This window comes from Nocardia sp. SSK8 (assembly GCF_037034205.1).
Lineage (GTDB): Bacteria > Actinomycetota > Actinomycetes > Mycobacteriales > Mycobacteriaceae > Nocardia.
Genome location: NZ_JBAGKD010000005.1, coordinates 127,066 through 152,699 on the forward strand (window position 1 = coordinate 127,066; position 25,634 = coordinate 152,699).

At 72.0% G+C, this 25,634-nt stretch carries 6 protein-coding genes; 3 read left to right on the forward strand and 3 right to left on the reverse strand.

The annotated features are described in order from the left end of the window. The first annotated feature begins 259 nt into the window (after positions 1-259). From WA675_RS11990 to WA675_RS12000, 3 genes are read left to right on the forward strand one after another with little or no spacing between them, the layout of a single operon-like run. On the forward strand, positions 260-18,046 hold the full coding sequence (locus WA675_RS11990) for a non-ribosomal peptide synthase/polyketide synthase (protein WP_336084315.1): 17,787 nt from the start codon (positions 260-262) through the stop codon (positions 18,044-18,046). Beyond that, a complete protein-coding gene (locus WA675_RS11995; protein WP_336084316.1) occupies positions 18,046-21,093 on the forward strand; it encodes an AMP-binding protein in 3,048 nt (1,015 codons plus the stop codon). The genes WA675_RS11990 and WA675_RS11995 overlap by 1 nt, the downstream gene beginning before the upstream one ends. A 22-nt stretch (positions 21,094-21,115) precedes the next feature. Next, positions 21,116-21,331: an MbtH family protein gene (locus WA675_RS12000; RefSeq protein ID WP_336084317.1), complete on the forward strand. Its 216-nt coding sequence runs from the start codon at positions 21,116-21,118 to the stop codon at positions 21,329-21,331. A 93-nt stretch (positions 21,332-21,424) separates the two neighbouring features. Here WA675_RS12000 and WA675_RS12005 read toward each other — a convergent pair whose 3' ends face one another. The 3 genes from WA675_RS12005 to WA675_RS12015 all read right to left on the reverse strand — a co-directional run bounded on the left by WA675_RS12005 (position 21,425) and on the right by WA675_RS12015 (position 25,628). Next, the gene (locus tag WA675_RS12005; RefSeq protein WP_336084318.1) at positions 21,425-22,882 is read right to left on the reverse strand and encodes a catalase; all 1,458 of its coding nucleotides are present in this window, start codon (positions 22,880-22,882) and stop codon (positions 21,425-21,427) included. Between the two features lie 8 nt (positions 22,883-22,890). Then, complete coding sequence (locus WA675_RS12010; RefSeq protein ID WP_336084319.1) at positions 22,891-24,309, reverse strand: DUF1254 domain-containing protein; 1,419 nt, start codon at positions 24,307-24,309, stop codon at positions 22,891-22,893. A 92-nt stretch (positions 24,310-24,401) separates the two neighbouring features. Next, on the reverse strand, positions 24,402-25,628 hold the full coding sequence (locus WA675_RS12015; RefSeq protein ID WP_336084320.1) for a TetR/AcrR family transcriptional regulator: 1,227 nt from the start codon (positions 25,626-25,628) through the stop codon (positions 24,402-24,404). Positions 25,629-25,634 lie beyond the last annotated feature (6 nt).

Here is a 25,634-nt window from a genome sequence, read left to right on the forward strand (position 1 = left end):
GGGATCTTCCCGTCGCGGCCGCGATGTTGGAGGAACGATCATCAGTTAGACACCCCGCGGCAGGCCCCTCGCCCGCCGCCGTCGACGGCCTCGTCGGGTCGTCGCTCTCGTCCACATGATCTGTCGGGGATCTCGCGCTGGTGCGGCGTCGCGCCCACCGCGCTCCTACCGAATTCTCGGTCCACGAAGCACGCGGGTGTCTTCGTCGTGCCCGAAAAACGTTCGGTCTGCTGTTTTTTCGCGATTCGAGGAGGCTCTGGTGCACGGTACGGAGTTGGGTGGGTTCAGCGCGCGACCGCAGGATGCGCAGGCGCGCACCGCGTCGCCACGATTCCCGCTGACCCCCGCCCAGCTGGGTGTCTGGTACGCGCAGCTGCTCGACCCCGACGTTCCGGTCACCATCGCCCAGTACGTCGACATCACCGGCGAGCTGGATGTGGCGGTGCTGCAGCAGGTCACGGCCGAGGCGGCGCACGCCTACGGTTCGCCGCTGGTACGCATCGGCGAGGCCGACGGTGTGCCGTATCAGTACGTCGACCACACCATCCGCATCCAGGACGAACTGCCGCTGATCGATCTGCGCCACCACGACGACCCGGTCGCCGCCGCCCAGGAATGGATGCGCGCCGAGTTCGGTGCCCCGCTCGACCTGCTCACCGACCGACTGGTCGGCGGCGCGGTGCTGCGGGTCGGCGAGGACCGCTGGTTCTGGTACCTGCGCGGCCACCACATCGTGCTCGACGGCTACGGCGCCTTCACCAATTCCCAGCGCATCGCCGAGCTCTACTCCGCGCGCATGCTGGGCACCCCCGCCCGCGAGGTCGTGCCCGGGGACCTGGCCGACCTGGTCGAGGGCGAACAGCGCTACCGCGAGAGCACCCGCTTCGCCAACGACCGCGAGCACTGGGCCGAGCGCATCGCCGGGCTGGACAGCCCGACCGGGCTGGACAGCCGGACCGCGCCCCGCGCGGCGATCAACCTGGTCACCGGTGGCAGGCTCTCGGAGAAGCTGGTCTCGCGCCTGGAAACCATTGCCGCCAGCGACGATTCGACCTTCTCGGCGGTGCTGCTGGCCGCCTTCGCCGCCTACCTAGGCCGGTTGACCGACCGGCCCGACGCGGTGCTGAGCCTGCCGGTGACCGCCCGCACCACCGCGGTGATGCGGCGCTCGGCGGGCATGCTGTCCAATATCGTGCCGCTGCGGCTACCCACCGGCGCGGCGGGCGCCGAGACCACCTGGGGTGAGCTGCTGCGCGCGGCCCGCGTCGAGGTCGCCGGGGCCCTACGGCACCAGCGCTACCGCGCCGAGGACATCCGCCGCGACGCCGAGGACGACGGCCGCCCCGCGCGGCGCGCGCTGTTCGGCCCGCTGGCCAACTTCATGCTCTTCCGCAGCGACCTGACCCTGGGCACCACCACCGGCCGCTACCGGGTGCTGTCCACCGGTCCGATCGAGGACCTGAGCCTGAATGTGTACTACGGCGACCGCGACCGCGTGCACGTCGATTTCGAGGCCAACCCCAACCTCTACGACGCCGACACCCTGGCCCGGCACCACAGCCGCTTCCTGCGTTTCCTGGAGCGCCTGGCCGCCGCGGATCTGGACACCCCGATCGGCGCGATCGAGGTGGCGACCGAGCTGGAACTGCAGGTCAGCACCAAGATCTGGAACGCAACCCGCTTCGATGTGGACGCCGCGCTGAGCGAGCGCGCGGTGCCGGTCGCCACGCTGCCCGCGATGTTCGAGGCCCAGCTCGCGCGCACCCCCGACGACATCGCGGTGCGGATGGCCGGTGCCGACACCGCCACCCTGACCTACCGCGAACTGGCCGCCCGGGCACACCGCCTGGCCCGGCACCTGCGCGCCCAGGGCATCGGCCCGGAATCGCTGGTGGCCCTGAGCATCCGGCGCTCACCGGAGCTGGTCGTCGCCATGTACGCGGTGCTCGCCGCCGGTGCCGCCTATGTGCCGATCGATCCCGATCACCCGGCCGAGCGCATCGCCCACATCCTCGACACCGCCGCCCCCGCCGCGGTCCTCACCACCACCCGCGACGGCGCGCCCGGCGCCGACCCGGCCACGGTGCTGGCCGTGGACGCGCTGGACCTGAGCGGCTATGCCGACACCCCGCTGACCGACGCCGAGCGCACCGCACCGCTGCGCCCCGGTCACCCGGCCTACGTCATCTTCACCTCCGGCTCGACCGGCCTGCCCAAGGGCGTGGCCGTCGAGCACGCGGCGATCGTCAACCGGCTGGTCTGGATGCAGCACAGCTACCGGCTGCACGGGGTCGACGTGGTGCTGCAGAAGACCCCGATGACCTTCGATGTCTCGGTCTGGGAGTTCTTCTGGCCCTTGCAGATCGGCGCCACCCTGCTGCTCGCCGAGCCGGACGGCCACCGCGATCCCGCCTACCTGCGCCGGGTCATCGCCGACTACGGCGTCACCGTCGCGCACTTCGTGCCGTCCATGCTCGAGGCGTTCCTGGCGCAGCAGGAGATCGCCGAGCGCACCTCGCTGCGGCTGGTCTTCGCCTCCGGTGAGGCGCTGCCCGCCGCGCTGGCCCAGCGGCTGCGGCTGCTCACCGGCGCGCGGCTGCACAATCTCTACGGCCCGACCGAGGCGGCCGTCGACGTCACCTTCCACGAGGTGAACGACGCCGACCGGGTCAGCGTGCCGATCGGCGCGCCGGTGTTCAACACCCGGCTCCATGTTCTCGACTCGCGGCTGCGGCCGGTACCGGTCGGGGCTCCGGGTGAGCTGTATCTGTCGGGGGTACAGCTCGCCCGGGGTTATGTCGGACGCCCCGAGCTCACCTCTGGACGCTTCGTCGCCGACCCCGATGAGCCCGGCGCGCGGATGTACCGCACCGGCGACCTGGTCCGCTGGACCACTAACGGCGAACTGGAATACCTGGGCCGCACCGACTTCCAGGTGAAGCTGCGCGGTCTGCGCATCGAGCTCGGCGAGATCGAGGCCGTGCTGGAGAGTGTCGACGCGGCCGCGCGCGCGGTCGTGGTGGTGCGTGACGACGCGGGCGTCGGCGAACAGCTGGTCGCCTATGTGGTGGAGGCCGAGCCGGGCGCCGTGGTGGTCGAGGAGTTGCGCGCGGCGGCGCTGCGCGCGCTGCCCGGATACATGGTGCCCGCGGCCTTCGTGCTGCTGGACGCGCTGCCGGTGAACGCCTCGGGCAAGCTCGACCGCAAGGCGCTGCCCGCGCCGGACCGGGTGGTCACCGCCTACGCCGCGCCGGTCGGCCCGGTCGAGGAGACGGTGGCCCGGGTGTTCGGCGAGGTGCTCGGCCTGGAGCGGGTCGGCCGCGACGACGACTTCTTCGCCCTCGGCGGCAACAGCCTGGTCGCCACCCAGGTGGCCGCCCGCCTCGGTGCCGATCTGGGCTGCCGCCTCGGCGTGCGCGACCTGTTCGCCGCCACCACGGTGGCCCGGCTGGCGGTCACCGTCGCCGAACGTGGGGAGGCGGGCGTCGCCGCGCAGCTGCCGGTGCTGGCCGCCCGCCCGCGCCCCGAGCTGATCCCGCTCTCGCCCGCGCAGCAGCGCATCTGGTTCCTCAACCGCTTCGACCCGGCGGCTCCCGGCTACAACATGCCGTTCGTGGTGCGGCTGCGCGGCACCGCTGATCTGCCCGCCCTGGTCGCGGCCCTGCACGCGGTCGTCGCCCGGCACGAGGCGCTGCGCACGGTGTTCCCCGCCGTCACCGTGCCCGGCGGCGAGGTCGCCGAGCAGGTGATCCGCCCGGCCGAACAGGTCACCATCCCCGCACCCACCGAGATCGCCGCCGCCGATCTCGATGCCGAGCTCACCCGATTCGCCACCGCCGGTTTCGATCTCGAACACGAACCGCCCTTCCGCGCCCGCGTCTTCGTCGCCCCGGGCGAGTGCGCGATCGCGGTCGTGCTGCATCACATCGCCGCCGACGGTGTTTCGCTGCGGGTGCTCGTGCGTGACGTGCTCACCGCCTACCGTGCCGCGGTCGACGGTGTCGAGCCCACCTGGGCGCCGCTGACTGTGCAGTACGCCGACTACGCCCTCTGGCAGCGCGAACTGCTCGGCGCGGAAGCCGATCCCGAATCCCTGGCCTCGCGCGAAATCGCCTTCTGGGAACAGACCCTGGCCGGTCTGCCCGATCAGCTCGAGCTTCCGGCGGCACGGCAGCGGCCGGTCGAGCCGAGCCTGCGCGGTGCCCGGTCCACCTTCACCATCGACGCCGACCTGCACCGGCAGCTCACCGCGCTGGCCCAGCAGGCGGGCGCGTCGCTGTTCATGGTGCTGCACACCGCCCTGGCCGTCCTGCTCGCCCGCCTGTCCGGCAGCACCGATATCGCCATCGGCACCGGTGTCGCGGGCCGCGGCGACCGCGCGATCGACGACCTCATCGGCATGTTCGTCAATACCCTGGTGCTGCGCACCGAGATCGACCCCGCCGCCAGCTTCGCCGCCGCCCTTGAGCACACCCGCGAAACCGACCTGGCTGCCTTCGCCCACGCCACCGTGCCCTTCGACCGCCTGGTCGACGTGGTCAACCCGGCCCGCAATGCCGCCCGGCACCCGCTGTTCCAGGTGGCACTGAACTTCCAGGACCTCCTGGACACCAGCTTCGAGCTATCCGGCGCGCCGGTGTCGGTGCACGAGATCGAACTCGACCTCACCAAGTTCGATCTGCAGATCACCCTCGCCGAGCGCCGCGACGACACGGGCGCGCTCGCGGGGATCGAAGCCGAAACCCGATACGCGACAGACCTGTTCGACGACGCCGACATCCAGGCGATCAACGCCCGCTTCGTCCGCCTGCTGGCCGCCGCCGTCGCCGCCCCCACCACGCCCGTGGGCGACCTGCCACTGCTCTCGCCCGCCGAGCACGCCCAGCTCACCGAGATGCGCGGCGCCCCGGTCACCGCCACCGGCCTGCTGCCCGACCTGCTGGCCGCCGCGGTCGCCACCGCCCCCGAGCGCGAAGCCGTCGCCGACGGCGAGCGCCTGCTCACCTACCGCGAACTGGACCGCGCCTCCTCGCGGCTGGCCCGCGTGCTCATCGACGCCGGTATCGGCCCCGATGACATCGTCGCCGTGGGTATTCCGCGCTCGATCGACTCGGTACTCGCGGTCTGGGCCGTCGCCAAGGCCGGGGCGGCCTGGCTGCCGGTCGACCCGAGCTACCCGCTCGACCGCATCGCCCACATGGTCACCGATTCCGGTGCGCGCCTCGGCCTCACCGTCGCGGGCTCCCAGGACGCGCTGCCGGGCCCGATCGACTGGCTGGTCCTCGACGAGCTCAAGCTGATGGCCGAATGCGCCGCCCGCTCCGGCGATCCCGTCACCGACGCCGATCGGGTGCGGCCGCTGCGCGCCGAGCACCTGGCCTATGTCATCTACACCTCCGGCTCCACCGGCCTGCCCAAGGGCGTGCTGGTCACCCAGGCAGGCATCGCCGGTTTCGCGGCCGAGGAGACCGACCGCATGTTCGGCGCCCCCGACGCGCGCGTCCTCCAGGTGGGCTCACCCTCCTTCGACATCTCGGTCATGGAATTCCTGCTCGCGGTGGACTCCGCCGCCACGCTGGTGATCGCCCCGCCCGGGCAGCACGTGGGTGCCGACCTCGAGCAGCTGCTGGCCGAAGAGCACGTCACCCACGCGCTGATGACCCCCTCCGGCCTGGCCGTGCTCGACCCCGAACAGCTCGACGACCTGCGCATGGTGATGGTTGGCGGTGAGGCCTGCCCGCCCGACCTGGTCGCCCGCTGGACCGACGGCCCGGTACCGCGCGCCTTCGTCAACGCCTACGGCCCGTCCGAGACGACCGTCGCCACCAATATCAGCGCCCCGCTGACCGCCGATTCCCCGCTGACCCTGGGCCGCCCGCTGCGCGGCATCGCCCAGTGGGTCCTCGACGACCGCCTCCAGCCCGTCCCCGCCGGTGTCGCGGGCGAACTGTACGTGGCGGGTGCCCAGCTGGCCCGCGGCTACCGTGGCCGCCCCGCGCTCACGGCGGGCCGCTTCCTCGCCTGCCCGTGGGCCCCCGGCGCCCGCATGTACCGCACCGGTGACCTGGTCCGCTGGACCGCCGAGGGCACCCTGGAATACCTGGGCCGCAATGACGACCAGGTGAAACTGCGCGGCTTCCGCATCGAGCTCGGCGAGATCGAAGCCGCCCTGCTCGCCCAGCCCGCGATCCGCCGGGCCGTCGTGCTCATCCACACCGATCCCCATCGCGGCGACCAGCTCGTCGCCTACCTCGTCCCCGAGACGGCGACCGATTCGCGGGCCCTCGACACCGATGCCATCGCGGTGGCCCTGCGCGCGAGCTTGGCCGCGCACATGGTGCCGTCGGCGTTCGTCGTCCTCGATGCCCTGCCGCTCACGCCCGGCGGCAAGCTCGACCGCCGCGCCCTGCCCGCCCCGGTCTTCGCCGCCCGCGCCTTCCGCGCCCCCGCCGCCGGGACCGAGACCGTGGTCGCGGAGGTATTCGGCGAGGTGCTCGGCGTCGAACGCGTCGGCGCCGACGACGACTTCTTCGCCCTGGGCGGCAACTCCCTGATCGCCACCCAGGTGGCCGCCCGGCTCGGTGCCGCGCTCGGGGTGACGGTGCCGCTGAAGACCCTGTTCGAGACCTCGACGGTGACCGCGCTGGCCGCCCGGCTCGGCACCGCCGAGCCCGCCGCGACCCGCCCGCCGCTGGTGGCGACCGAACGGCCGCACCATATTCCGCTGTCCTACGCCCAGCAGCGCATGTGGTTCCTCAACCAGTTCGACGCCGACTCGGTCGCCGACAATATCGCCGCCGCCATCCGCCTCTGGGGCGCCCTCGACCAGGTCGCGCTGGCCGCGGCCGTGGCCGCCGTGTTCGCCCGGCACGAGGCCCTGCGCACCCGCTACCCGTCGGTCGACGGCATCCCGTTCCAGCAGATCGTGCCCGCCGACGAGCTGCCCCGCGCGCTCACCCCGGAAGCGGTCGGCCCCGCCGGGCTCGACGATCGCGTCCGCGCGCTGGCCGCCGTGCCGTTCGCGGTCGCCGACGAGCCCCCGGTCCGCCTGCACCTGCTGCGCACCGGCACCGACGAGCACGTTCTCGTGCTGGTGCTGCACCACATCGCCGCCGACGGCTGGTCGGTCGCCCCGCTCACCCGCGACCTGATGCTCGCCTACGCCGCCCACCAGGCCGGGACCGCACCTCAGTGGACCCCGCTGCCGGTGCAGTACGCCGATTTCGCGCTCTGGCAGCGCGACGCCCTCGGCGCCGAGGACGACCCGGACTCGCCGCTGGCCGAGCAGATCCGCTTCTGGACCACCGAACTCGCCGACCAGCCCGACCTGCTGGCCCTGCCCACCGATCGTCCGCGCCCCGCTATCGCCTCCGGTCGCGGCGCCCGCCACCACTTCCGCGTCCCCGCGGCGTTGGGCGAACGGCTGCGCGAGCTGGCCACCGACGCGCAGGCCTCGCTGTTCATGGTGCTGCACGCCGCCTTCGCCGCCACCCTGGCGAAACTGTCCGGCCAGCAGGACATCTCGATCGGCACCCCGGTCGCCGGTCGTGGCGACCAGGCCCTCGACGAGCTGGTCGGCATGTTCGTCAACACGCTGGTGCTGCGCACCGAGGTCGACCCCGCCGCCACTTTCACCGGCCTGCTCGACACCGTGCGCGAGCGCGACCTGCGCGCCCTGGCCCACACCGAGGTCACCTTCGACCGCCTGGTCGAGGCCATCGCCCCCGCGCGCTCCACCGCCCGGCACCCGCTGTTCCAGGTGATGCTGGACTTCCAGAACACCGCCACCGCCGAACTCGAACTGGCCGGGCTGACCGCCACCGAACTCGAGATCGACACCCACACCGCCAAATTCGACCTGCACCTGACGCTGCGCGCGTCCGGCGACGCGCTCTACGGCCGTATCGAGTACGCCACCGACCTGTTCGACGCGCAGACCATCACAGATTTCAGTACCCGCCTGCTGCGGGTGCTAGAGACGGTGAGCGCCGATCCCAACGTCGTGATCGGCGACATCGACCTGCTCGGTACCGCCGAGCGCACCCGCATCCTGCGCACCTGGAACGCCACGGACTACCCCGCTGACGAGCGGATGACCCTGGTCTCGCTGTTCACCGCCCAGGCCGCGCGCACCCCGCACGCCCTCGCCCTCACCGCCGACGGCACTTCGCTCACCTACGGTGAGCTCGCCACCCGGGTGAATCGTCTCGCGCGCCTGCTCCTCTCGATGGGCGTCGGCCCCGACCGCACCGTCGCGCTCGGCCTGCGCCGTTCGGTCGATCTGGTGGTTGCCATGTACGCGGTGCAGGCCGCGGGCGGCGCCTACGTCCCGCTGGACCCCGAGCACCCCGCCGACCGCATCGCCCACGTCCTCGAGGCGGCCCGCCCGGTCTGCGTGCTCACCCGCGCCTCTGACGAACTCGACCTCACCGCAAGCGATTCCGTGCGGGTGGTCGACCTGTCGACCGTCGACACCACCGCGTGGTCGCCCGCCCCGATCACCGACGCCGAGCGCCCGGCCGCGCTGACCCGCGACCACGCCGCCTACCTGATCTTCACCTCCGGCTCCACCGGCAGGCCCAAGGGTGTCGTTGTCACGCACGCCGCCATCGTCAACCGCCTGGTGTGGATGCAGGACGCCTACCGCCTGACCCCCGCCGACACCGTCCTGCAGAAGACCCCCGCCACCTTCGATGTCTCGGTGTGGGAGTTCTTCTGGCCCTTGCAGATCGGTGCCCGCCTGGTACTCGCCGCCCCCGACGGCCACCGCGACCCGGCCTACCTGGCCGAGCTGATCGAGGCGGAGTCGGTCACCGTCGCGCACTTCGTCCCGTCCATGCTGTCGGTCTTCGTCGGCGCGCTCACCGGCACCGCGGGCCGCTGCGCGACGCTGCGCATGGTGTTCGCCTCCGGTGAGGCCCTGCCACCCGCCCCTGCCCAGCAGCTGCGCGCCCGCACCGGGACGGCGGTGCACAACCTGTACGGGCCCACCGAGGCAGCCGTCGACGTCACCTTCCACGAGGTCACCGACGCCGACACCGTCACCGTGCCGATCGGCGCTCCGGTGCACAACACCCAGGTCTACGTGCTGGACAGCCGCCTGCGCCCGGTCCCCGCGGGCGTCCCCGGCGAGCTCTACCTGGCCGGTGCCCAGCTCGCCCGCGGCTACGCCGGTCGCGTCGATCTCACCGCCGACCGCTTCGTCGCCAGCCCATTCGCCTTCGGCGCGCGCATGTACCGCACCGGTGACCTCGTCACCTGGACCGCCGACGGCGAACTGGAATACCTGGGCCGCACCGACTTCCAGGTGAAGCTGCGCGGTCTGCGCATCGAGCTCGGCGAGATCGAGGCCGCCCTGGCCGCGCGCCCCGAGATCGCCCAGGCCGCCGTGCTCGTCCGCGACGACACCCTGGTGGCCTACCTGGTCGGTGCCGGAATCGACATCGACGCGGTGCGTACCGCGCTGACCCGCACCCTGCCCGCCTACATGGTCCCGGCCGCCTTCGTCGAGCTCGACGAGTTCCCGCTCAACAGCTCCGGCAAGCTCGACCGCAACGCCCTGCCCGACCCGATGTTCGAGGCCGCGGTGTTCCGCGCCCCGGTCACCGAGGCCGAGCGGATCGTCGCGGGCACCTTCGCCGCGGTGCTCGGCTTCCCAGCCGACCGGGAAGTCGGCCTCGACGACGACTTCTTCGCCCTCGGCGGCAACTCGCTCAACGCCACCCAGGTCGCGGCCCGGCTCGGCGCCGCGCTCGACACCCAGATCCCGGTCCGGCTGCTCTTCGACGCACCCACCGTCGCCGACCTGGCCCAGCGCTGCGCGCCCCTGCGCGGCACCGGCGGCCGCCTGGAACTCACCCCGCGCGAACGGCCGCGGGCGATCCCGCTCTCGGCCGCCCAGCGCCGCATGTGGTTCCTCAACCGCTACCTCGCCGACGCCGAGGGCCCCGGCGACGCGGTCGACAACATCCCCGTCGCCCTGCGCCTGTCCGGCGATCTCGATATCCCCGCCCTCGCGGCCGCCCTCACCGCGGTGATCGCCCGGCACGAGACCCTGCGCACCAGCTACCCCGAGGGCCCCGACGGCGCCGAACAGCGCATCGCCGAGCCCACCGCCGTCACCCTGCGCGCCGAACCGGTCAGCGAGGCCGAGCTGCCCGCACGCCTGCTGGCCTGCGCCGCCGTCCGCTTCGACCTGACCACCGAGATCCCGCTGCGCGCTGACCTTTTCGCGGTCGGTGCCGACCACGTGCTGGTCCTGGTTGTCCACCACATCGCCGCCGACGGCTTCTCCCTCGGCCCGCTGGCCGCCGACCTGATGACGGCCTACGCCGCGCACCGAGCGGGCACCACCCCCGCCTGGACGCCGCTGCCGATCCAGTACGCCGACTACGCCCTCTGGCAGGACGAGAACCTCGGCGACCCCGCCGACACCACCTCCCTCGCCCACGTCCAGCTGGCCTTCTGGCGGCGCGGCCTGGCCGGTCTGCCCGAACAGCTCGACCTGCCGACCGACCGCCCCCGCCCGGCCGAATCCAGCTTCCACGGCGGCGTGCACCGCTTCCAGATCGACTCCGACCTGCACAGCGAACTGCGCGAACTGGCCCGCAAGCACGAGGCCACCCTGTTCAGCACCGTGCACGCCGCACTGGCCGTGCTGCTGGCCCGCCTGTCCGGCGGCAGCGATATCGCCATCGGCACCCCGGTCGCCGGTCGCGGCGAGGCCGCCCTCGACGGGCTGATCGGCATGTTCGTCAACACCCTGGTCCTGCGCACCCAGATCGACCCACGGGTCGAGTTCGAGACCGCGCTGGACGCCGTCCGCGCCGGTGACCTCGACGCCCTCTCGCACGCCGACATCCCCTTCGAGCAGGTCGTCGACGCCGTCGACCCCGCCCGCGCCCGCAACCGCCACCCGCTGTTCCAGGTGGCGCTGGTGCTGCAGAACTTCACCGTCCCGGCCCTCGAGGCCGCCGGGTTGCAGGCCGCCCCGGTCGACTTCGACGCCGCCGTCGCCAAATTCGACCTGCAGTTCACCCTGCGCGAAGCCGACGATGTCGACGGCCGCGCCGACGGCATGGCCATCGAGATCGCCTACGCCACCGACCTCTACGACGCGAGCAGCATCGCGGTGCTGGCCCGCCGGTTCACCCAGGTGCTGGCCGCCGTCGTCGCCGATCCGACCGTGGTGGTCGGTGACATCCAGCTGCTCAGCGCCGAGGAACAGCAGCGCACCCTGCACGACTGGGCCACCACCGGTGTCGCGGTCACGCCGTCGACGTCGACCATGGTCGACCGCTTCGCGCGCGCCGCCGCGCTCGACCCGGAGGCCGTCGCGGTGAAGGCGGGCGATGTCACGCTGACCTACGGCGAACTCGACGCCTGGTCCAACCGGCTGGCCCGCCGTCTCGTCGGCGCGGGCGTCGGCCCGGAATCACTGGTGGCCGTAGCCCTTCCGCGTTCCGTGGAACTGGCCGTCGCGCTGCTGGCCGTGCTCAAGGCCGGTGGCGGCTACCTGCCGATCGACCCCAACTACCCGGCCGACCGGATCGAGTACGTCCTCGACGACGCCCGCCCGCTGTGCGCGATCGCCAACGAGGCCACCGGCCTGGCCCGCGACTGGTTCGGCGGCCCGGTGATCGATCCGGTCTCGGCCAACCTGACCGACTTCGCGGCCACCCCGCTCACCGACGCCGAGCGCCGCGCCCCGCTGACCCCCGCCAACACCGCTTACGTCATCTACACCTCCGGCTCCACCGGCCGCCCGAAGGGTGTGGTGATCCCGCACGCGAATGTGCTGGCCCTGCTGGACAACACCGCCGACCGCTTCGGCTTCGGCGCCGACGACGTGTGGACGATGTTCCACTCCTACGCCTTCGACTTCTCGGTGTGGGAGCTGTGGGGCGCGCTGCTGCACGGCGGTTCGGTGGTGCTGGTCGACTACTTCACCTCGCGCTCGCCCGAGCAGTTCCGCGAGCTGCTGCTGGCCGAGCGGGTCACCGTGCTCAACCAGACCCCGTCGGCTTTCTACCAGCTCATCGCCGCCGACCTGGCCGCCGAACCCGCCGACTACGCGCTGCGCACGGTGATCTTCGGTGGTGAGGCGCTCGAACCGCAGCGCCTCGACGGCTGGTTCGCCCGCTACCCCGAGTCGCCGCGGCTGGTGAACATGTACGGCATCACCGAGACCACGGTGCACGTCTCCTACCGCGAGATCACCCCGGAGGTGGGCTCGGCCAGCGTCATCGGCGGCGCCATCGCCGGACTGGCTGTGCGCGTGCTGGATTCGCGGCTGCGGCCGGTTCCGGTCGGTGTGCCCGGCGAAATCTATGTCTCCGGTGCGCAATTGGCGCGCGGCTACCTGGCCCGTCCCGACCTCACCGCGAGCCGCTTCGTCGCCGACCCGTACGGCGCGCCCGGCACCGTGGCCTACCGGTCCGGCGACCTGGCCCGCTGGACCGCCGACGGCGATCTGGAATACCTGGGCCGCGCCGACCAGCAGGTGAACCTGCGCGGCTTCCGGATCGAGCTCGGCGAGATCGAGGCGGCGCTGCTGCGCAGCTCGGTCGCCCCGCGCGAGGTCGCGGTGCTGGTGCGCACCGACCTGGTCGACGAGCCGCGCCTGGTCGCCTACCTGGTCACCGGCACCCCGCGCGTCGATACCGCCGCCCTGCGCCAGGAACTCGCGCACACCCTGCCCGAGCACATGCTGCCCGCCGCGGTCGTCACCGTGGACCACATCCCGCTGACCGTCAACGGCAAGCTCGACCGGGCCGCGCTGCCCGCGCCGGTCTTCGAGACCACCGTCTACCGCAAGCCGGTCACCGTGAGCGAGGAGATCGTCGCCGCGGTCTACGCCGAGGTGCTCGGCAGCGACCGGCCGATCGGCGCCGACGACGACTTCTTCGCCCTCGGCGGCAGCTCGCTGCTCGCCGCCAAGGCGGTCGCCCGGATCGGCGCCGCGCTGGACCGGCGCGTCGGCGTGCGGACACTGTTCGAGGCGCCCCGGGTGGCCGAGCTGGCCGCCGCCGCGGACGCGCTCGGCCGGGTCGACCGGCCCGCGCTGGTCGGCCGGGCCCGCCCCGAGCTGCTCCCGCTCTCGCCCGCCCAGCAGCGCATGTGGTTCCTCAACCGCTTCGATCGCGACTCGGTGGCCTACAACATCCCCTTCGCGCTGCGCCTGACCGGCGAGCTCGACATCGCCGCGCTGCGGGCCGCACTGGCCGACCTGGTCGCCCGGCACGAATCGCTGCGCACCGTGTACCCGGAGATCGACGGGTCGCCGGTGCAGTCGATCGTGCCCGCGGCGGAAGCGATTCCGGCGCTGGACCCGGTGATCGTCACCGACTCCGAGCTGCCCGCCGCCATCCGCGCGCTGGCCGGGACCACCTTCGATGTCACCACCGAGATCCCGGTGCGGTTGCGCCTGTTCCAGGTGAGCGCCACCGAGCACGTGCTCGCCGCCGTGCTGCACCACATCGCCGCCGACGGCTCGTCCATCACCCCGTTCGTCGCCGATCTCCTGCGCGCCTACACCGCGCGCCTGGCCGACTCGGCCCCGGGCTGGACCCCGCCCGCCGTGCAGTTCGCCGACTACGCGCTGTGGCAGCGCGAACTGCTCGGCGACGAATCCGACCCGGAATCGGTGGCCGCCCAGCAGGTGTCCTACTGGACCGAGCAGCTCGCCGGTCTGCCCGACCAGCTGGCCCTGCCCACCGACCGCCCGCGCCCGGCCCGCCAGAGCCTGCGCGGCGACACCGTCCGCTTCACCGTCGATGCCGACCTGCACGCCGCGCTGCTCACCCTCGGCCGCGGCGCCGGTGCCACGCTGTTCATGGTGGTCCACGCGGCCTTCGCCGCCCTGCTGGCCCGGCTGTCCGGCACCGCCGATATCGCCGTCGGCACCCCGAACGCGGGCCGCGGCGAGGCCGAACTCGACGAGGTCATCGGCATGTTCGTCAACACCCTGGTGCTGCGCACCGAGGTCGCGGGCGACGCGCCCTTCACCGAACTGCTCACCGCCGCCCGCACCGCCGACATCGCCGCCTTCGCACACGCCGACGTGCCCTTCGAACGCCTCGTCGAGGTGCTCAACCCGGCCCGCTCGACCGCACGGCACCCGCTGTTCCAGGTCGGCTACTCGTTCCAGAACCACGACCGCGCCCAGCTCGACCTGCCCGGCCTCACCGTCGCGCCGATCGAATTCGACTCCGGCGTAGCACAGTTCGACCTGCATCTGTTCGCCCTGGACAACTACACCGCCGACGGCGCCCCCGCCGGGATCGACATGGCACTCGGCTACGCGAGCGACCTGTTCGACGCCACCACCGCCGAACGCTTCGTCACCCAGCTGCGCCGGGTCCTCGAATCCGTCACCGCCGCACCGGAGATCGCCGTCGGCGACCTAGACCTGCTTGGTGCGGACCGCACCCTGCTGCTCGAAAGCTTCAATGCCACCGCACATCCCGTCGCCCCGGCCACCCTCGCCGACCTGGGCGTGCGTCAGGCCGCGCTGACCCCGCAGGCACCCGCCCTGATCGACGGCGAGTCCGGCGAGACGCTCGACTACGCGGCGTTCGAGGCCAGGGTCAACCGCGTCGCCCGGCTGCTGATCGCCGAGGGCGTCGGCCCGGAAAGCACCGTGGTGCTGGCCATGCGCCGCGGACTCGATCTGGTCATCGCCATGCACGCGGTGGTGCGGGCGGGCGGCGCGTACGTGCCGATCGACCCCGATCACCCGGCCGAGCGGATCGCCTACATCGTGGCCACCGCCGCGCCGCTGTGCGTGCTGACCACCGCCGCCGACGGCGTGCCGATCCCGGTCGACGTGCCCGTCTTCGAACTCGATCACCGCATCCTGGCCGAGCTGTCGGACCAGCCGGTGACCGATGCCGAGCGCCTGGCCCCGCTGCGGCCCGAGCACCCGGCCTACGTCATCTTCACCTCCGGCTCGACCGGCCTGCCCAAGGGCGTCACGGTGCCGCACGCGGCGATCGTCAACCAGCTGGCCTGGCTGCGCGAGCGCTTCACGATGACCGGCACCGACCGCGTCCTGCTGAAGACCCCCGCCACCTTCGACCTCTCGGTCTGGGAGTTCTGGTCCCCGCTCACCTCCGGCGGCGCGCTGATCGTCACCCGCCCCGGCGACGAGCGCGATCCGGATCGATTGCGCACCAACATGGCCCGGCACGGTGTCACCGTGCTGCACGCGGTGCCCTCGCTGGTCGGCATGCTGCTGGCCGCCGAAACCACACCGGCGCTGCCCGATTCGCTGCGCGCGGTGCTGGCTATCGGCGAGGCCCTGCCCGCCGCCCTGGCCGGGCAGTTCCTGGCCAGCGGCACCCACGTCCGGCTGCACAACCTCTACGGCCCGACCGAGGCCGCGGTCTCGATCACCGAATACGAAGTGGCACAGGACCCCACGCACGTGGTCCCGATCGGTACCCCGGCATGGAACAGCGCGCTCTACGTGCTGGACGCGCGCCTGCACCCGGTCCCGGTCGGCGTCGCCGGTGAGCTGTACCTGGCCGGTGCCCAGCTGGCCCGCGGCTACCACGGCCGCCACGCCCTGACCGCCGACCGCTTCGTCGCAGACCCCTTCGCCCGGCCCGCCCTACCGGCCGACTCGTCGATGACACCAGGTGCCGAGACCGGACACACCGCCACCGACGGTGTGGCGTCGGCGCCCGGCGCCCGGATGTACCGCACCGGTGACATCGTCCGCTGGCGGGCCGACGGCACTCTCGAATACCTCGAGCGCGCCGACTTCCAGGTCAAGATCGGTGGCTTCCGGATCGAGCTCGGCGAGGTCGAAACCGCCTTGCTGCGCTGCGCCGGTGTCCGTGCCGCCGTCGCCATCGCCAAGACCGACGAGCACGCGGGTGCCCGGCTCATCGCCTACGCGGCCGTCGCCGACCTGGTGTCCGGTGACGAACAGACGGTCGCCACCCGCCTGCGCGGTGAACTCGCCGCCGCATTGCCCGCCTACATGGTGCCCGCCGCGCTGGTGGTGCTCGACGCTCTGCCGCTCAATGCCAATGGCAAGGTCGACCGGGCTCGACTACCCGAGCCCGCCTTCACCGAGGCTACCTTCCGCGCCCCGGTGACCGCGCTCGAACAGCTCGTGGCCCAGACCTTCGCCGAGGTCATCGGCTGTCCCGGTGCAGGCCTGGACGACGACTTCTTCGCCCTCGGCGGCAACTCGCTCATGGCCACCCGGCTGGCGGCCCGCCTCGGCGCCGCCCTCGACGCCCAGGTACCGGTGGCCGCGGTCTTCGACACCCCGACCGTCGCGGCCCTGGCCGCCCGCCTGGCCGACGCCGACCGCGCGAGCGCCCGCCCGCCGCTGACCCGTCGCACCGGCGACGGACCCGCCGTCCTCTCGCCCGCCCAGCAGCGCATGTGGGTGCTGCACCAGCTCGCCCCCCAGTCGGCGGCCTACCACATCCCCGCCGCCCTGCGCCTGACCGGCGACCTCGACCTGCCCGCCCTCCGCGCGGCCATCGCGGATCTGCTGGCGCGCCACGACACCCTGCGCACCCGCTACCCGGACACCGACTCCGGCCCGGTCCAGCAGGTCATGCCCGCCTGGTCCAGCACCGTCGACCTGACCCCCATCCCGGTCGCGCCCGCCGATGTCGAGTCCCGCATCGCCGCCCTGGTGGCCCAGCCGTTCGACATCACCGCCGCACCGCCGGTCCGCGTCGCCCTCTACGACCTGGGGACAGACGAATACGTCCTGGTCATGGTGGTGCACCACATCAGCGCCGACGGCTACTCCGTCGCCCCGCTGACCCGGGACCTGGTGCGCGCCTACGTCGACCGCAGCGAAGGCCGCGAACCCGGCTGGGCCCCGCTCGACATCCAATACGGCGATTTCAGCGTCTGGCAGCGCGACCTGCTCGGCGCCGAATCCGACCCCGACAGCGTGCTCGCCCAGCAGCTCACCTACTGGACGCGCGAACTGTCGGGCGCGCCCGAACTACTCGCCCTGCCCACCGACCGGCCCCGCGCCGCCCGGCGCGAGATGCGCGGCGCTGGTATCGAATTCGAGATCGACGCGACACTCACCCGCCGCCTCGATGACGTCGCCCGGGCCAATGGCACCACCCTGTTCACCGTGGTGCACAGCGCGCTGGCCGTGCTACTGGCCAAGCAGTCCGGCAGCGCCGACATCACCATCGGCGCCCCGGTCGCCGGGCGCGGGGCCCGCGAACTCGACGATCTGGTCGGCATGTTCGTCAACACCGTCGCCCTGCGCACCGAGGTCGACTCCCGCGCCCCGTTCACCGACCTGCTCGCCCAGGCCAAACGCCGCGACCTCGCCGCCCTCTCGCACGCCGACGTCCCGTTCGAGCAGGTCGTCGACGCGCTGGGCCGCACCCGCTCCGGCGCCTACACCCCGCTGTTCCAGGTGATGCTCACCTTCCAGAACATGCCACCGGGCCGGATCGAGCTCCCCGGACTCCAGGTCCGCACCCTGGACCCGGGCCTGACCGAAGCCAAGTTCGACCTGCACCTGACCGCCCTGCAGCGCTACGACGCCACGGGCGAGCTCGACGGGCTGGACCTGCACTTCGGTTACGCCACCGACCTTTTCGACGCCTCCACCATCCGCACCATGGCCGACCGGTTCCGCAAGGTTCTCGACGCCGTCGCGGCCGACCCGGCCGTGCTGGTCCGGGCCATCGACGTACGCACCGACGCGGAGCTCGCTCCGCGGCGGCGTACCTACACCGTCGCCGATCTGCCGAGCCTGGTCGGCTCGGCGGCCCGGCTCGCGCCGGCGACCGTGGCATTCGCCCACGGCGAGCACGCCATCTCGTTCGGTGCACTCGACGCCAAGCTCACCGCGGTGAGCCGGGCCATGGGTGCGGCGATGAAACCCGAAGCGCTGGTGAACGTCGCGCTGGCCGGGCTGGTGCCCGGCGTGCTCGCCGCTCTCGGTGCCTCCGGCCTGACCTCCACCCTGCAAACACTGGTGACCGATGCCGCCGCGGTGATCGCCGGGTCGGGGTCGGCCGACGACTCGGAAGGACAACTCTGATGTCGCACACGGATTCGGTCACGGCCGCTGTCTCGCTGGACGCGCTGCTGCGCGATCAGGCGCGAGAACGGCGACGTGACCCGGCGACTCTGCTCGCCGCCTTCACCACCCAGGCCACCCAGCACGCCGAGGCCGTCGCCGTGCGCGACGGCGCGGTCGAGCTGAGCTACGGCGAACTCGCCGAGCGGGTCGACGCCCTGGCCGCCGTCCTCGCCGACCACGGCGTGGGTCCGGAAACCACTGTCGCGGTGTCACTACCGCGCTCGATCGAGCTGGTCGTCGCCGTGCACGCGGTGATCACCGCGGGCGGCGCGTTCGTCCTGCTCGATCCCGACGCCCCCGCCGACCGCCAGCAGCGCACGATCGACCTGGCCACCCCGGTCCTGCTGCTCGCCACCCCGGGCGTACCGCACCCGAGCGGGGTGGCGGTGCTGGGCACCGATGCCACCGACGTGCCGCCCGCCGATCTGCCCGGCCCGGGCGCCGACAACCCGGCGTACCTGGTGGTCGATGTCGAGGCCGCCGCCGCGGTGGTCATCGGACACCGTGCCGCCCAGGCGAATTCGGTCTGGCGCCAGCGCCTCTGCGGCATCGGCACCGACGATTCCGTGCTCTGGCACGCCCCGCTCACCGGCCAGGCCGCGGTGGGGGAGATGCTGCTGGCCCTGCAGACCGGTGCCGCCCTGGTCGTCCCCACCAGCCCGGTACTGGCCACGGCGATCGCCGAAACCCGCGTGACCACCGCCTGTTTCGACCCGTCGGAGCTGGCCGAGCTAGCCGCCCTGCCCGATGCCGAGGAGCGGCTGGACTCGCTGCGCGTGGTGCTCGGCTGCGGCAGCCTGCCCGCCAAGACCGCCGCCGCGCTGCGCTTCGTCAGCGGCGCCACGCTGTGGCACGTGTACGGCAGGCCCGAGACCGCCGGGGAGGTCCTCGCCCACGAGGTGACCGGCGCCGACCTCGAGGTGGTCCCGATCGGCACCGCCGCCGACGACGTGGAACTGCTCGTCCTCGACGAACACCTGTGCCCCGTCGCCGACGGCGAAGTCGGCGAACTCTATGTCTCCGGTGTGCAATTGGCGCGCGGCTACCTCGGCCGCCAGGCCACCGCCGCCACCTTCCTGGCCAACCCCATCGGCCCCGTCGACGACCGTATGTTCGCCACCGGCGACCTGGTGCGCCGCAGGCCCCCGGTCGACGGGTGGGCCGCCGAACTCGAATACGTCGGCCGCGTCGACGACCGCACGGACCCCTACGCCACCGCACCCCGCCAGGGCGGCCTGCCCGGCGAACTACTCCTCGACGAGTTCGAAGCCCAGGCCGCCGCAACACCTTTCGATCCGGCCGTAGTCTACGCGCCGGGCGAACACGCGACCTCGATCATCACCTACGGCGACCTGGACCGGCGCACCAACCAGCTGGCCCGCCACCTCCTGGCTCTCGGCATCGGGCCGGAATCCACGGTGCTCGTGGCTGTTCCGCGCTCGATCGAGCTGGTCGTGGCCACCTACGCGGTGCTCAAGGCGGGCGGCGCGGTCGTCCCGGTCGGGTCTACGGTGCTGCCGCCGGTCGCCGATCCGGCGCTGGTGCTGACCCTGTCCGAACACGCCGCGGTGTACGACATTCCGGCCGTGCGCGTCGACCAGGTGCGGTTATCGGACTACTCCGACGAACCGATCACCCGCGCCGACCGCCGCGCCCCGCTGCTGGCCCAGCACCCCGCGTTCGTGCTCTTCCCGCCGGGCGCCACGCAGGGCATCACCGTCAGCCACGCCGCCGCCGTGCACCGGGTCACCGCCATGCAGGGCAGGCACAGCTTCACCGGTCGCGATGTGTACCTGCACCAGGCCTCCGGCGAGGTCACCGAATGGCACGGTTACCTGCTGCCGCTGCGGGTCGGAGCCACGGTCGTGCTCACCGAGCCGCCCGATCCCGGCCGGTTAACCGAGCTGGTCGCCGCCCACGGCATCACCGCCGCCGACTTCACCCCGCAGCGCCTGGCCGCGTTCACCGACCACGTGTACCGCAATGCCCTGCGCGCGCGGGTCACCTCGCTGCGCAGCGTGGTCGTGCTCGGGGCGCCGCTGTCCGCCGCCGACGTGCGGGCGTTCGGCACGATCAGCGACGCGCGCCTGCACCACGACTACGGGCGCGCCGAAGCGACCGTCACCCTCACCTATCCCGCTGTGCCGCCGACGGATTCGGGCGAGACGCCCGCCGTGCGGGTCCGCGAATGGAACCGCCGCGTCTACGTTCTCGGCGCCGACCTGCGCCCCACCGATCCCGGCGTACCCGGCGAGCTGTATCTGGCGGGCACCCAGCTGGCCCGCGGCTATCTCGACCACCCCATCCCCACCTCCGGCCGGTTCGTGGCCAATCCGTTCGGGATCCCCGGCGAGCGCATGTTCCGCACCGGTGAACTCGCGCGCTGGGAGGTCGACGGCACCACCGCGGCCCTGGTCCGCCTCGGCGACCTGATGAAACCTCCTGTGGCCGTGCCGAACACCGCGCGGGCCGCCAGCATGCGGGCCCGGATCGGCGCGGGCATCGGCGCCCGCGTCGCCGAGCTGGCCCGCCGTCACGCGGTGCCGCCGTTCGCGGTGGTCCGCGCGGCCATGACCGTGGTGCTCGCCTGGCAGGCGGGCGCGGCCGTCGCCGGAGCCACCACACTCTCGGAAATCCTCTGCGCCGAACCGGACCCGGTGATCTCCTCGGCCACTGCCGCGACCAGCGAATCCTGCGCGGGCCCACACGGACCCATCACCCTCAGCTACCTCGATTCCGGCAGTTTCCCCGTCCCCGCCCTGGAACTCACCCCGCTGCGCTTCGACGGGCCCGCCGCCGATGGCGTGCACTTCATCGTCTCCGCCCACCCCGACCCCGACGGCCACCTCGGCCTGGAGATCGAATACCGCACCGACCGCGTCGACGACCACACCGCCGCCACCCTCCTGCGCCGCTTCTCCCGCGCCCTCGGCCTGCTCACCGCCGACCCCGACGCCCCCAGCCACACCCTCGACCTGCGCACCCCCGCAGAACGCACCCAGTGACCCCCACCCGGAAGGCCCCACCATGACCAACCCGTTCGACGACGACAACGCCCAGTTCTACGTCCTCGTGAACGCCGAAGGCGAACACTCCCTCTGGCCCACTTTCGCCGCCGTTCCCGGCGGCTGGACCGTGGCCTTCGGCGCCGCCCCCCGAACCTCCTGCCTCCACTACGTAGAATCCCACTGGCTCGACATGCGCCCCAACTCCCTCATAGCCGCCATGGCCAACGACTCCTGACCTCGACCCCGGGCGGCCCGGCACCACCACCGAGCTCGAAAACGAGAAGGCCCGCTTCGCCGGGGAGGGCGAAGCGGGCTGATCGGGGTTGGATCAGGACTGGGCTTGCCGGACGCCCTGTTCGATGCGGGTGCCTACTTCGGGATCGATGTTCTTCCAGTACTCGAAGGCCCGGAGGAGGACCGGTTCGGTGACTCCGTTGAGGAGGTGGCCGACGACGTTGGAGACGAGGCGGTCTCGGGCGGCGTCGTCGAGGACGTCGCGGACGAGGGTGTGGGCCTGGCCGAAGTCGGAGTCGTCGGGGCGGAGGGTGTAGGCGGTGCGGACCATCTCGCCGTCGGTGTGCCAGCCGATGACCGGGCCGGAGGCCTGGGGGTCGGCGTGCGGGCCGCCTTTGGAATTGGGGACGTAGACGGGGTCGGTGACGTTGGTGTAGCGCATGGCGCCGTCTTTGGTGTAGGTGTGCACGGGGGCGGCGTGCGGTGAATTGACCGGGAGCAGGGCGTAATTGGCGCCGATGCGGTGGCGGTGGGCGTCGGGGTAGGAGAACCAGCGGCCCAGCAGCATCTTGTCGGGGCTGGGGCCGGTGCCGGGTACCGCGTTGCTCGGTTCGAAGGCGGCCTGCTCGATCTCGGTGTGGTAGTCGGTGACATTGCGGTTCAGCGTCATCCGGCCGACGCGGATGAGCGGGTAGTCGCCGTGCGGCCAGACCTTGGTCAGGTCGAAGGGGTTGAAGCGGTAGGTCTTGGCCTCGTCGAACGGCATGATCTGCATGTGCAGGGTCCAGCTGGGGAATTCGCCGTCGCGGATGTGCTCCCACAGGTCACGGATGTAGTGATCGGTATCGGTGGCGGCGTAGTTGTCGCCCTCCTCCTGGGTGAGGAAGTCCACGCCCTGATCGGACTTGAAATGGTATTTCACCCAGAACCGTTCGCCGCTCGCGTTGTACCAGAGATAGGTGTGGCTGGAGTAGCCGTTCATGTGCCGCCAGGTCTTCGGGATGCCCCGATCCCCGAGCAGCCACGCCACCTGGTGGGCCGATTCCGGCGACAGCGTCCAGAAGTCCCACTGCATATCGTTGTCGCGTAAGTTGTTGTCGGCGCGGCGTTTCTGCGAGCGGATGAAGTCCTGGAACTTCATCGGATCCCGCATGAAGAACACCGGGGTGTTGTTGCCGACCAGGTCGAAATTGCCCGCGGTGGTGTAGAACTTCAGCGCGAAGCCACGCGGATCACGCCAGGTGTCCGGGCTGCCGCGCTCCCCTGCGACCGAGGAGAACCGCGCCAGCATCTCGGTCTTCGTGCCGGGCTGGAAGACATCGGCGCAGGTGTAGGCGCTCACGTCATCGGTCACCTCGAAGACGCCGAAAGCCCCGCCGCCCTTGGCATGTGGCTGGCGCTCCGGCACCCGCTCGCGATTGAACTGTGCCATCTTCTCGATCAGATACGCGTCGTGCAGCAGGATGGGGCCGTCGGGCCCCACGGTCAGCGAGTGTTCGTCACTCGGTACCGGAATGCCCGCATCCGAGGTCGTGAAATTGCTGTCGCTCATGTCCTCTCCTATTCGTCGCGTTCCATCGGTGGTGGCGACCACTGTCCTTCCAGCGCGGTCTCTTTCGGGGCGTACAGGCGCAGGGTGAGGGAGAACTCGCCGGTGGCCGGGATCGGCAGCCAGTTTCCGGCGGGGGTGTCCGGGCGCGGATCCGCGTTCTGGATGACGATCTCCACCGACCCGTCGCGGGCGGGAACCACCCGGGGGATATGCCCGACCGAATAGATCTGGTCGGGATTGGGCACCAGGAACCCCTGGGTGTCGTAGGCGGTGATCGAGGAGAACGCGTGGGTCGGCGGCCACTGCCCGGGGGCGAAGCGGATGCGATAGCGCAGCGGGTTGCCCGCGTCGTCAGTGGTCGGCGCGGACCAGATGGTGCCGTAGAGGACATCGCGCACTGGCGCGAAACCGGGGGAGCGCATGGTGAGCGCGGCGCGGCGCAGATAGTCGGTGCCGAAGTCGCTGAGCTGAGTGGGGATGTCCCAGCCGTTGACCTGGCGGGCGGTCGGGTCCTGCCAGGTGTCGATGCGGTGGTGGGCCTCGCGGACGGCGTCGTCGAGGGGTCCGTCGGGCAGCTCGTCGACATTGCCGCCCGGCTGGATCCCGATCGTGGCCAGCTGCCGCATCAGCGGGGCGTCGTCGGTGGCGGGCGGATTGGTGAGCATGAGCCTGCACATCCGGTTGAAGTAGGTGCGCCCGTCGAGCGCGGCGATCCGCTTCACCGGTGGCTCGGTGCCCCGGTCGATCTGATGCACCCGGGTGAGGGTGGCGTCGAAGCGGCCCTGTTCCCACGCGCGCAGCGGGACGAGCTTCATCTGCCGCTGCAATTCGCCGATGCGCGGGGCGTCCTCAGGCCCGTTGATCTGGACGCGGCCGACGATCGTGGACAGCGCCGTCGGGATGCGCAGCTCCACCATGTGCGCGGGCGCCGGGCCCGACCACTGTGGCCCGGCGATCAGATAGGTGTAGGGCGGGCCATCGGCGTCGACGGTGGTGCGCGGATCCTTGCTGGTCAGGTCGTGCACGGTATTGCCCCAGCCGTCGAGCAGCTGGAACACCCAGTACCGGTCGTCCTCGACCCCGGGCAGTTGCAGCACCATCGGCTCCACCGACAGATCCAGCCAGGCCTGGGTGTAGACCATGTCGTGACTGAGCCGGGCCACCCCGCGATCGTGCGGATCGGGCAGGGTGCTGTGGTCGAGCACATTGGTCGGCGCGCTGACCGCCCGCATGATGTCGAGCATGATCATCGGATACCCGAAGACATAGGCGTCGGCCGCGGTGGCGACCACATCGGTCGGGCCGGTCGTCGGGGCCGGGGTGGGGAGGGGGTCGCCGCGGCCGCAGCCGGGGAGCGCGACGACGACCGAGGCCGCCGCGCCGAGGCCGAACAGGGCGCGTCTGCTCAGCTCGTGTCGACCGTCCACCCACCCTCCCTTCGATGGCATCGAGCGCCACCCTAGCGCGGGGCCGATCCGCGCCGCCTCACACGCAACGGGTGAAATCCGCAGGTCGGCGCTCAGCCGAGCAGCACGCGCCGCATCAGGAAGCCGGTCCGGGCCCGGCAGGCGACTGGATCGTCACCGAAGGCCTGCCCCAGATCGATCACCATGGCGAAGGCCGCGTGCACCAGGAACCGGGCCTCGGTGGCCGAGAGCGTGGGCCGCACCTCGCGCACCAGCCGGGCCCACTCCTGCACGCTGAGCCGCTGGATATTGCGCAGCACCGCGCGCTCGTCGGCGGGGACGTGCCCGAATTCGGCGTAGTAGACCACGGCGAGGGCCCGCTCGTCGAAGGTGTCGGCGACGAACTGCTCGATCAGCTGATCCAGCGCGGCGCCGCTGTCGCTGGTGGCCGCCACCGCGCGCCCGATCGCCCCGGAGACCCGGTCGGCCGCGCGCCGGAACGCGGCGGCGAGGATGTCGGCCTTGCCGCGATAGAACCGGTAGACCGCCGAGGCCGCCGACAGCCCGGCCGCCGCGGCGATGTCCTCCACGCTGACATTCGGGTACCCGCGCTCGTGGAACAGCTCGACGGCCTTGCGCAGCAGCAGCTCGTGCTTGAACGCTTCCGGGATCTGGATCCGGCTCGACCGTTCGCCGGGGGCGGCGGGCGGCAGACCGGGGCCGCTCAGGCTCAGGCAGGCGGTGCCGAGCAGCTTGGTGAGGGTGCGCGCGGGTAGCGCGGCGTGATGGTCGGCGATGCTGGTGATCACGCCGAGCATGGCGGTGGCGAGCATGCGCAGGTCGGCGGGGGTGAGTTCGGGACGGAGCACGGCGAGCTGCTCGGTGAAGGCGACCAGCACCGCGCCGCGATGATCGTCGAGGACCTGGCGGTCGGCGGGTTCGAGGTAGCGGCCCTCCCAGCGCACCAGGGTGACGGTGGCGCGGTTCTCCACGGTGGCCCCGGTGAGCCCGGTGAGCATGTGCCGCAGGCGTTGCGCCGCGTCGAGCGAGTCGTCGGCGCCCGCCGCGATCGAGGCGGTGAACGCCTGACCGACCCGCAGCAGCTCCTCCCGGAACAGCGCGTACTTGCTCGGGTAGTGGCGGTACAGCGCGGCCGAGCTGATCCCGAGCCCGGAGGCGATGTCCTCCATGCTCACCCCGTGGTACCCGGCGGCCCCGAAGGCCATCGCGGAGGTGGCCGCGATCTGAGCTCGCCGATTCTTCGGCCGCCTGCGCACCCCTTCCCCCGCCGTACCGTCGACTATCGACCCACGCGCCCCACGAGACTCGCCGATATTCATACGGGA

Excerpts from the sequence above, each read along its gene's own strand:
- WA675_RS12015 (WP_336084320.1), bottom strand. The coding sequence starts at position 25,628 with ATGAATATCGGCGAGTCTCGTGGGGCGCGTGGGTCGATAGTCGACGGT.
- WA675_RS12000 (WP_336084317.1), top strand. The coding sequence starts at position 21,116 with ATGACCAACCCGTTCGACGACGACAACGCCCAGTTCTACGTCCTCGTG.
- WA675_RS12005 (WP_336084318.1), bottom strand. The coding sequence starts at position 22,882 with ATGAGCGACAGCAATTTCACGACCTCGGATGCGGGCATTCCGGTACCG.
- WA675_RS11995 (WP_336084316.1), top strand. The coding sequence starts at position 18,046 with ATGTCGCACACGGATTCGGTCACGGCCGCTGTCTCGCTGGACGCGCTG.